Genomic DNA, 9,888 nt, shown 5'->3' with positions numbered 1-9,888 from the left:
TCTGGCCGCATGTGGAGAAACCTCTCCTTGTCCGAATCTGTGGGGGTTTCAGGCTGGTTATTCACTTGTGGCGAGTACGGTATGCATTCCCACGCAGAGCATGGGAACGAGGTGTCCGGAGGGTTTTGCAACAACCTCCTGCTCGGGGATGACGAGGGTATATTCTGAATTGCAACTTCCCCAGACAAAAATGGAGCTCCCATGTGTGTGTTCAGGACTGCCCTCATGCTTTATTCAAAACCCACTTGCCAGCAAGCTTCTGAAGTGAACGTATTCAACCTTCTGAATGATCATCCGGAAAAGCCCTCAAACCTGATCCAAACTCATCTTCAAGGTTTTCTGATAGATTTTATCGATGTACGGAGAAAATTTTTCAGGACGAATTGCAGCAAATACAAAAATGCCTGGATTGTTACCAGGCATTTTTTGAAAGCAGTCTTTATAAAATTATGATCAGATCAAAAACTTAAATCAGAGATATAAACGACAGTTCTATGATTATCAGTAAGATTCGTAAGATTCTGGCTCTGGCTTGGACTCTGATCCATATCCAGACTCATAACCTTCATCTTCTTCATAGGGGCGATCCGTTCCGCCTTTCTTGTGTTCTTTCTCTTTTTGAATTCTCTGGTAAATCTCTTCCCGATGGACGGCAACCTCTTTTGGTGCATTAACACCAATACGAACCTGGTTGCCCTTTACACCCAGAACAGTGACAGTGACCTCGTCCCCTACCATCAAGGTCTCTCCTACACGGCGAGTCAGAATCAGCATACAATCTCCTTATTTACATCTCTGTTAAGTCAACAACCGTCAATTCTGAGCACGCTGGCGCATTGGTTAGAAGCTGATGAAACACACATTTCAAATGTCGTGAATTATACGACACCAACCCCAGTACAGACACTCTGATCTCAAATTGCCTGACCTTCAAACTGCTTTAGCATTCAGTTTAAAGTATTGAAGTATATGCCAGCTCTACCATTCATGCTTAAGAATTATTCAGCAAACCCAGTCTAGTCACCAAACTCAAGATTTCCATCCGTATTTTTACCTGCCGGAAATAGTTTGAGGGCTTGGCAACCCTGCTTCCTGCCTGTTTTGTACATTCGATGTAATTAGGTGTACATCAGGCTTCAGAGCGAATAAAGCCCCTCGCGAGGCCCCACGGTTTTCGTTGTATTGACGTTTTAGACCCCATTATCTTCCATTGGTTCCTTGTCCAGTTCAAAAGCTGAGTGAAGTGCCCGAACAGCCAGTTCCAGGTACTTCTCAGCGATGATGACGGAAATCTTGATTTCAGAGGTTGAGATGATCTGGATATTGATCCCTTCAGCCGCCAGGGCTTCAAACATCTGGGTGGCTACACCCGCATGGGAGCGCATGCCAACCCCCACAATAGAAACCTTGGCGATTTTCATATCACCATCGTATTCACGGGCTTCCAGCTCTTTCACGATCTCTTCGACAACCACTATTGCCCGGTCATAATCATTTCGGTGAACCGTGAACGTAAAGTCAGTACTTTTGTCTTCAGCCACGTTCTGAACAATCATATCCACTTCGATATTGGCACGACTGACAGGCCCCAGAATTCTGGATGCCACACCGGGAATATCCGGCACGCCTTTAATCGTCAGTTTGGCTTCATCTCGGTTGAATGCGATGCCGGAAACTACCGGTGACTCCATGGCGCGACCCTCATCCAGTGTAATCAGTGTTCCAGGACCATCCTGGAAAGTATGCAGAACTCTCAGGTTAACATTGTACTTGCCAGCAAATTCCACGGCTCTGATCTGCAGAACCTTGGAGCCCAGACTGGCCATTTCCAACATTTCTTCAAAGGTGACCTTGTCCAGCCGGCGAGCACCTTCCACCACTCGGGGGTCGGTGGTGTAAACGCCATCAACATCGGTATAGATCTGACATTCATCCGCTTTCAGAGCCGCTGCCAGTGCTACTGCCGTGGTATCAGAGCCACCGCGACCCAGCGTCGTGATATTGCCTTCTTCATCACGCCCCTGAAAACCAGCGACCACAACAACACGTCCCAGCTCCAGGTCTTTGAAGATGCGTTCAGTATCAATTCGCTTGATTCGGGCTTTGGTGTGGACATTGTCGGTAACAATCGCTACCTGACTGCCGGTATAAGAAGTAGCAGGACAACCCCGCTCATTCAGTGCCATGCTCAACAAACCAATCGTCACCTGCTCACCCGTCGAGAGAAGCATGTCCATCTCTCTTGGCGTCGGTTGCGATTGCATGGTCCGGGCAAGATCAACCAGCCGGTTGGTTTCACCACTCATGGCAGAAACCACAACGATCACGTCGTGCCCCTGTTCGCGGAACCCCTTAACTTTATCAGCAACTCCCTGAATACGTTCCGGAGTGCCTACCGAGGTGCCGCCAAATTTCTGTACTATTAGCGCCATTTTATTCTTTCTACTTCAATCAGCCGTGACCAGAAGACCAGGCTTTTCTGTACCAGCTCCCTGCTGCAACGCCCCATTGTATCTACAGAACCCTTACATAAATCAGACATTCAGCCAGGAGCCAGACAGCGTAAGCTGCCATCTCTATCATTCATTGGATGCCAGAATTTACCACAAATTGCTTTGGGGTTGTACGCCTGAAGGCAATAAAAAACGGGCCGCTCTCAAGTAGCGGCCCGTTTTTACACTTGCTTGGCAGAACAGCTAAGCGCTGCTTACAACTGACCTTCCAGCCACCCCTTAATAGACGACAATGCTTTTTCAAGGTTTTCTGGCTGGGAGCCACCACCCTGGGCAAAGTCCGGACGACCACCGCCCTTGCCACCCAGCTGTTCAGCCACCATCTTCAACAGATCACCCGCCTTGACCCGGCCTGTCAGATCTTTGGTAACACCCGCTGCCAGCGGCACCTTGCCATCGGCTTTGGTGGCCAGGAAGACAATACCGGAACCCAGTTTGTTCTTCAGCTGATCCACCATATCCCGCAGGGACTTTGGATCAATGCCATCCAGCTCAGCAGCCAGCAGCTTAACACCATTGACCTCTATCGCCTGAGAAACCAGATCAGAACTGCCTGCACTGGCCAGCTTCTGTTTCAGCTGCTGCAGCTCTTTTTCCAGACTCTTGCCCTGATCAACCAGAGCCTGCAGCTTGGCCTCCAGACTCTCAGGCTTAGCCTTAATCATACGACAAGCGTTGCTCAATTCCGCAAAGCGTGATTGAACAAAGAATTCAGCACCTGCGCCGGTAACGGCTTCGATACGACGCACACCCGCAGCGACGCCACTTTCAGCCACAATGCGGAAAGAACCAATATCACCAGTACGGCTGGCGTGGATACCACCACAAAGTTCGATGGAGAAGCTGTCAGCCCCCATGGAGAGAACACGCACTTCATCAGAATATTTCTCGCCAAACAGTGCCATCGCGCCTTTTTCTTTTGCAGCATCCATATCCAGCAGTTCAGTTTGAACCGGTGTGTTGGCACGAATCTGTTCGTTCACCAGTGTCTCAACGGCCTTCAATTCTTCAGGCTTGATGGCCTCCAGGTGAGAAAAGTCAAAGCGCAGACGCTCCGGATCAACCAGGGAGCCTTTCTGGGTAACGTGGCCACCCAGAATTTTTCTCAGGGCTGCATGTAACAGGTGAGTTGCAGAATGGTTCAGGGAAGTTGCGTGACGCTTTTCGGCATCAATACCGGCAGAAACTTCTTCGCCCTGACGCAGTTCTCCGGAAACCACTTCAACCATATGCAGGTGATGACCACCCTGCTTACGGGTATCCACCACCCGCAGGGAACCTGTGGCAAAATTCAGCAGCCCGGTATCACCCACCTGACCACCAGACTCGGCGTAGAATGGTGTCTGTTCCAGAACCACCGTTGCCTGCTGGCCTTCACTGATCAGGTCAACCTGCTCGCCTCCCACAAACAGGGAGTGAACGCGAGCCTGACCCGCGGTATTGTCATAGCCAGTAAATGTGGTAGAACCTTCAATCACCAGCTGATTGCTGTAGTCAACGCCAAACTTGCTGGCAGCACGGGCACGCTCACGCTGGGCCTCCAGTGCTTTTTCGAAGCCTTGAATATCAACTTTCAGATCACGCTCACGGGCGATATCTTCCGTCAGGTCAACCGGGAAGCCGTAGGTATCGTAAAGGGTAAACAGAGTTTCGCCGGCAATAACATCACCTTTCATGGTGGCAATGCTCTCTTCCAACAGTTTCATACCCTTATCCAGGGTACGGGTGAACTGCTCTTCTTCCTGCAGCAGAACCCGTTCAATCTGAGCCTGATTATTCGTCAGGTCCGGGTACGCCTCGCCCATCACCTTAACCAGTGATCCCACCAGCTTATAAAAGAAGGAATCTTTGGCACCGAGCTTGTGGCCGTGACGGCAGGCACGGCGAATAATCCGCCGCAGGGTATAACCACGACCTTCATTGGAAGGCATAATACCGTCACTGATCAGAAAGCCGCAGGAACGGATATGGTCAGCAATAACCCGCAGCGAGCCTTCCGTTGTGGCAACACCACCCAGTATGGCCGAAGCATCGTTCAGCAGAGACTGGAACAGGTCAGTTTCATAGTTGCTGTTCACATTCTGCATGACGGCAGCGACACGCTCCAGCCCCATACCGGTATCGACAGATGGCTTGGGCAGTGGCTGCATATCGCCATTAGCCTGACGATTGTACTGCATGAACACGATGTTCCAGATTTCAATAAACCGGTCACCGTCTTCTTCCGGAGTACCCGGGCGTCCACCCCAGACATGATCGCCATGATCATAGAAAATCTCGGAGCAGGGACCACAAGGGCCGGTGTCACCCATCTGCCAGAAGTTATCCGATGCGTAAGGTGCGCCCTTGTTGTCGCCGATGCGGATAATATCGTCTGCGGCCACACCGATCTCGTTTAACCAGATGTTATAGGCTTCATCGTCTGAGGCATAAACCGTGACGCAAAGACGCTCTTTCGGCAGGCTCAGAGTGCCAGTCAGGAAGTTCCAGGCAAAATGAATGGCTTCTTTCTTGAAGTAATCACCAAAGCTGAAGTTACCCAGCATCTCAAAGAACGTGTGATGACGGGCGGTATAACCCACATTATCCAGGTCGTTGTGCTTGCCCCCGGCACGCACACACTTCTGGGAAGTGGTTGCACGTTTGTAGTCGCGCTGCTCCCGACCCAGGAAGGTATCTTTAAACTGGTTCATCCCGGCATTGGTAAACAGCAGGGTCGGGTCGTCATGGGGTACCAGGGAGCTACTGGCAACCACTTCATGACCATTTTCCCTGAAGTATTCCAGAAAAGCAGAACGTATTTCGTTAGTCTTCATATACAGTTCCCACCGGGGGAGTTATCTCGAAATTAAGGCAAACGGGCATTATATAGGAAAGGCAGAAAAAAATGATCATTTCGCAGCATCAATAAAGGGCTTTTATGCTTTTTCTACTGGAAAACTTTCTACCATCCTTCAAGAATACGCATAGATCGTGAGTCTTCTTCCCGCCTCTGCCCTTTGCGGGTCCATAAATAAGCGTCACAAAAAACCTGAACTACAGCGTACAGCAATTGCCGGTGATGGTGCTCACCCAACTGTTCAAGAGCCTGAGCGGCAACCTCGGCAGTACACAGATGCTGGCTATGACGGTTACGCCTGAGACTGTATATGGAGGGTTCATCAGGGTTCAGACTGAGCAAATTCAGGCTTTGCAGATAAGGGCTCTGCCGATACATCTTTCGTGCCTGCTGCCAGGTCGCATCAATAATAATGAAGGCTACCTTTCGGCCATCCATCGTCTGTCGGTTCCAGCATTGCTTTTCACTTTGTACTTCGACAGCGTATTCTGCGGGAAATAACAGCACTGGCTGATAAGCCGGATCATCCAATAATGACAGCAGTTGCTCATCAGGCGCAGTACGGCTCCAGTTAAATAATCGGGTTTCCGGCATCATGGCCTGAATCAATTTGCCAGTATTGGTTGGCTTATCAAACTCGTTGTCATGGGTGATCAGCCAGAAACAGGCGGATGAGTCCGCTGTCGGGATTAAGGAGCAGATACAGGCGTGTTCCGGCAGCCGGCATTGATTGCAATCATCATTAGCTGCAGGCATTAGTTTCTGATTCTCTCTTCATTAATAGATCTTATAAATCCTGTAATCTTTCTTGAGCCATAACGCTGGCTGACATTACTATGCAATGTGTCCGGATTTTTCAACCAATATTCCGGCCCTCTTCATGCCAACTCACAAAATAACCAAGCAGCTTGAGTCCTATGCAATATACAGAAAGCTACCCAATTGGAACCCCCGGCAAGACCTGGGGTGAAACTGAACGTCTGACCTGGCGCGAACAGACTACTGTCAAGCGTGAGTACCAACATGAAGTGGTTCCCAAAATCAAGGCCCTGGGAAACCGTTTTATCATTGAACAATACGGTGCCCTGTCATACGACGAAGCACGCTACCCGCTTTTCTGCATCAAAAGCAAAAACTGGGACAGCAGCAAACCGGTGGTTCTGATTACCGGTGGGGTCCATGGTTATGAAACCAGCGGAGTCCATGGCGCCATCAAATTCATGGATACCCGGGCAGAAAAATACCAGCAGCATTTTAATTTTATCGCCGCCCCCTGCGTCAGCCCCTGGGGTTATGAAACCATTAACCGCTGGAATCCCAATGCGGTTGACCCAAACCGTTCATTCTATCAGGACAGTCCGGCTGAAGAGTCAGCCAACCTGATGAAACTGGTTTCTACACTGGGAGATATACTGGTTCATTTTGATCTGCACGAAACTACGGATACCGACGAAACTGAATTCAGCCCGGCTCTTTCCGCCCGGGATGGTGTCAGCTATATCGAATGCAGTATTCCTGATGGATTTTACACCGTTGGTGATACTGACAACCCTCAGCCCGATTTCCAGGCAGCCATTATCGAGTCAGTGGCAAAAGTAACCCATATCGCTCCGGCAGATGAAAAAGGCGATCTCATCGGCTCCCCTCTTGTTCAGCACGGCGTTATTAACTACCCAATGGTCAAGCTTGGCTTGTGTGGTGGTGTAGCCAACTGCCAATATGGAACGACAACGGAAGTCTATCCTGACAGTCCCAAAGTGACTGATGAAGAGTGTAATGATGCTCAGGTTGCTGCAGTTATTGGTGGACTTGACTACGTAATAGGCCATCGATAATGCAGAAATAATTGCATAATCCATCACTTTAAATCCGTCGTCCATCCACTATTTCCTATGGTGTGGAACAGTCTGTAAAATCATGCATTAATTCATATTGAAAGAGAAAAACATGCTGAAACGTTTGGGCATCTCACTGTTTACCCTGCTTCTGCTATCCGGTTGTGGTGAACAACAGGCTGAAATGGAAGAGGCCATTCAAGAAGCAAAACTGGCGGCCCTGGAAGCGATGGAGCAGGTACAGCAAGTAGCAGATTCTACTGATGCCGATAATATAATCAGTCAGGCTCAGGATGCTATTAATGAAGTCCGGAGCACTGACCCTGAAAAACTCATTGAAATGGCTGGTGAACAGGCTGTACAAGCGATTGAACAAGCCCGGAAGGTTGCGATTGAAGCTATTCAAGAGAGCAAAGAAGATACAAGGGAAACGCTTGAGCAGCAGTGATTTTTCCGTGAAAGAAAATCGCCACGGAGACACAGTACCCAAAGAGCATAAAAGGCACGGAGAAAAGAAAAAAGCTTTTCCTCCGTGTCTCCGTGCCTCCGTGGTTAAATCTTTCATCCCCGAGGGTGACGAACAATCGTCATGAGTCTTTGTGGTTAAAGCATAAAGTCACTCTTCCAGACTCTTTGCCTGCATCCATCAACCATTTTTGATAGCCTCTATTTATTTCCACTTGAATAGCCAGTCAGTTCTGATGGGACATCCCATCTTCGCAAGGACATAGATCATGACTACGGAAGCCCGTTACATCGTTGCATTGGATCAGGGTACCACCAGCTCACGAGCCATTATTTTTGATCACACCGGTAATATCGTCGATATCGCCCAGCGGGAATTTACCCAGCACTACCCACAGCCTGGCTGGGTTGAACATGATCCCATGGAGATCTGGGGTACACAAAGCGCTGTTCTGACGGAGCTACTTGCCATAACAGGTATCACCCCGGATGAAGTAGCCGCCATTGGTATTACCAATCAACGTGAAACCGTTGTCATCTGGGATAAAAATACCGGTAGACCGATTCATAACGCTATCGTCTGGCAGTGCCGCCGAACCACCGATATTTGTGAAGAGTTAAAGAATCAAGGGCTCGAAGAATATATCCGCGATACCACAGGCCTGGTTCTGGATGCCTATTTTTCAGGTACAAAAATCAAATGGATTCTCGACCATGTAGAAGGTGCCAGGGAAAAAGCAGAAAACGGCGAACTGTTGTTTGGCACTATCGACACCTGGCTGATCTGGAAAATGACCGAGGGAAACACCCATGTTACTGATGTAACCAATGCCTCTCGCACCATGATCTTTGATATCAACCGGCTGGAGTGGGACGAAAGACTACTGCAGGCTCTGGATATTCCACGACAGATGTTACCTGAGGTAAAATCCTGCTCCGAGATTTATGGCAGCACCAACATTGGCGGCACTCGTATTCCCATTGCCGGCATCGCCGGTGACCAGCAGGCAGCACTCTTTGGTCAGATGTGTCATAAGAAAGGCATGGCAAAAAACACCTATGGCACCGGTTGTTTTTTGCTGATGAATACCGGTCATGCACCGGTTAAATCTGAACACGGTTTGCTGACCACCGTTGCCTGCAAACTGAACGGCCAGGTCACCTATGCCCTGGAAGGCTCTGTTTTTATGGCAGGAGCATCTGTTCAGTGGTTGCGGGATGAACTGGGTCTGGTTCGAGATGCTGATGATACCGGCTACTTTGCCAGCAAGGTCGATGACACCGGTGGTGTTTATGTAGTCCCTGCGTTTGTCGGTCTGGGGGCGCCCTATTGGGACCCTTATGCCCGTGGTTCAATCATTGGTTTAACGCGCGGAACCAACCGCAACCATATTGTTCGAGCCACCCTCGAAGCCATTGCTTACCAGAGCCGCGATGTCCTGGAAGCCATGCAACAGGATTCAGGCATTAAGCTGGCTCAATTACGGGTTGACGGCGGTGCCGCTAACAATGAATTCCTGATGCAATTCCAGGCCGATATGCTGGACACACCGGTAATCTGCCCGGAAGTAACTGAAACTACCGCAGCCGGTGCAGCCTATCTCGCTGGTCTGGCTGTTGGTTTCTGGAGCAATATTGACGAATTGAAACAGCGGGTTTCTGTCGACCGCCAATACACACCTGCCATGGCAGATGAGAAGCGGTCAGAACTGTATAAAGGCTGGAAAAAAGCGGTGAGTCGTTCACAACACTGGATTGACTGATTTTTTATGAACCACAAAGGCACAAAGAAATATTTTTTTATGCCCAAGCTGTATTACCCTCGTTCCACGGTCCCCGTGAAAACGGGGAACGAACAAAAAACTTTGTGTCTTTGTGTCTTTGCCGTGAAAAAAAACGTTGAACCACAAAGGCACAAAGGCACAAAGTTTTTAAAAGAGCTTTTCTTTCATAGCCTGAGGGTGACGAACAATCGTCATGAACATTTGTGGTGAAAAAAGAGTTACCCGCGCGCTGAAAGAGCTGAATATATCTGACTCATAGAGAAGCCCCGCTGGGCCAGAAATCGGCTCTGCCGGGCACGCTCTTTATTATCCTGAGGAGGCGACGTTCCAAACTTTCGTTGTTTCACTTCCCTGACCAGTTCTTCCCAATGATCATCCTGCTCCAGCAGATACTGACCGATCAGCTCACTATCAATCCCTTTCTGAAAGAGTTCCGATTTGATCCGAACCGG

The 9,888-nt window shown here is 49.3% G+C and carries 7 protein-coding genes and 1 pseudogene; 3 read left to right on the top strand and 5 right to left on the bottom strand.

Features of this window, described 5'->3' with window-relative positions; genetic code table 11:
• Window positions 1–609: 609 nt before the first annotated feature.
• The 4 genes and pseudogenes from csrA to RM811_RS10875 form a co-directional block, all read right to left on the bottom strand.
• Window positions 610–774: pseudogene (gene csrA, locus RM811_RS10890) on the bottom strand (carbon storage regulator CsrA); the annotation flags it as partial.
• Window positions 775–1,190: 416 nt separating this feature from the next.
• Entirely contained in the window at window positions 1,191–2,432 is a 1,242-nt protein-coding gene (locus RM811_RS10885) for an aspartate kinase (RefSeq protein WP_402523959.1), read from the bottom strand.
• 275 nt (window positions 2,433–2,707) lie between these two features.
• Window positions 2,708–5,329 (bottom strand): alanine--tRNA ligase, encoded by a 2,622-nt coding sequence (gene alaS, locus RM811_RS10880; RefSeq protein WP_402523957.1) that lies wholly within the window; start codon window positions 5,327–5,329, stop codon window positions 2,708–2,710.
• Between the two features lie 128 nt (window positions 5,330–5,457).
• Window positions 5,458–6,108: a tRNA-uridine aminocarboxypropyltransferase gene (locus RM811_RS10875; protein WP_402523954.1), complete on the bottom strand. Its 651-nt coding sequence runs from the start codon at window positions 6,106–6,108 to the stop codon at window positions 5,458–5,460.
• 161 nt (window positions 6,109–6,269) lie between these two features.
• Here RM811_RS10875 and RM811_RS10870 point away from each other — a divergent pair, with 161 nt between their 5' ends.
• The 3 genes from RM811_RS10870 (at window position 6,270) to glpK (ending at window position 9,415) form a co-directional block, all read left to right on the top strand.
• Window positions 6,270–7,187, top strand: coding sequence for a M14 family metallocarboxypeptidase (locus RM811_RS10870; protein ID WP_402523952.1), 918 nt, complete (start codon window positions 6,270–6,272; stop codon window positions 7,185–7,187).
• Between the two features lie 112 nt (window positions 7,188–7,299).
• Window positions 7,300–7,635, top strand: a complete 336-nt coding sequence (locus tag RM811_RS10865; protein WP_402523949.1) for a hypothetical protein — start codon at window positions 7,300–7,302, stop codon at window positions 7,633–7,635.
• A gap of 286 nt (window positions 7,636–7,921) precedes the next feature.
• Window positions 7,922–9,415, top strand: a complete 1,494-nt coding sequence (glpK, locus tag RM811_RS10860; RefSeq protein WP_402523946.1) for a glycerol kinase GlpK — start codon at window positions 7,922–7,924, stop codon at window positions 9,413–9,415.
• 239 nt (window positions 9,416–9,654) lie between these two features.
• Here the strand turns inward: glpK and RM811_RS10855 are convergent.
• Window positions 9,655–9,888: regulatory protein RecX (locus RM811_RS10855; protein WP_402523944.1), on the bottom strand; the 234-nt coding region annotated here is incomplete at its 5' end.

Origin of the sequence: Endozoicomonas sp. (genome assembly GCF_031844845.1) — a bacterium.
Classification (GTDB): domain Bacteria; phylum Pseudomonadota; class Gammaproteobacteria; order Pseudomonadales; family Endozoicomonadaceae; genus Endozoicomonas.
The sequence above is the reverse complement of the archived record's forward strand: the minus strand, read 5'-3'. Positions and strand labels throughout refer to the sequence as shown.

What these genes read in the sequence shown, in the direction of transcription:
- alaS (WP_402523957.1), bottom strand. Translation starts at nt 5,329, where the DNA reads ATGAAGACTAACGAAATACGTTCTGCTTTTCTGGAATACTTCAGGGAA.
- RM811_RS10865 (WP_402523949.1), top strand. Translation starts at nt 7,300, where the DNA reads ATGCTGAAACGTTTGGGCATCTCACTGTTTACCCTGCTTCTGCTATCC.
- glpK (WP_402523946.1), top strand. Translation starts at nt 7,922, where the DNA reads ATGACTACGGAAGCCCGTTACATCGTTGCATTGGATCAGGGTACCACC.
- RM811_RS10870 (WP_402523952.1), top strand. Translation starts at nt 6,270, where the DNA reads ATGCAATATACAGAAAGCTACCCAATTGGAACCCCCGGCAAGACCTGG.
- RM811_RS10875 (WP_402523954.1), bottom strand. Translation starts at nt 6,108, where the DNA reads ATGCCTGCAGCTAATGATGATTGCAATCAATGCCGGCTGCCGGAACAC.
- RM811_RS10885 (WP_402523959.1), bottom strand. Translation starts at nt 2,432, where the DNA reads ATGGCGCTAATAGTACAGAAATTTGGCGGCACCTCGGTAGGCACTCCG.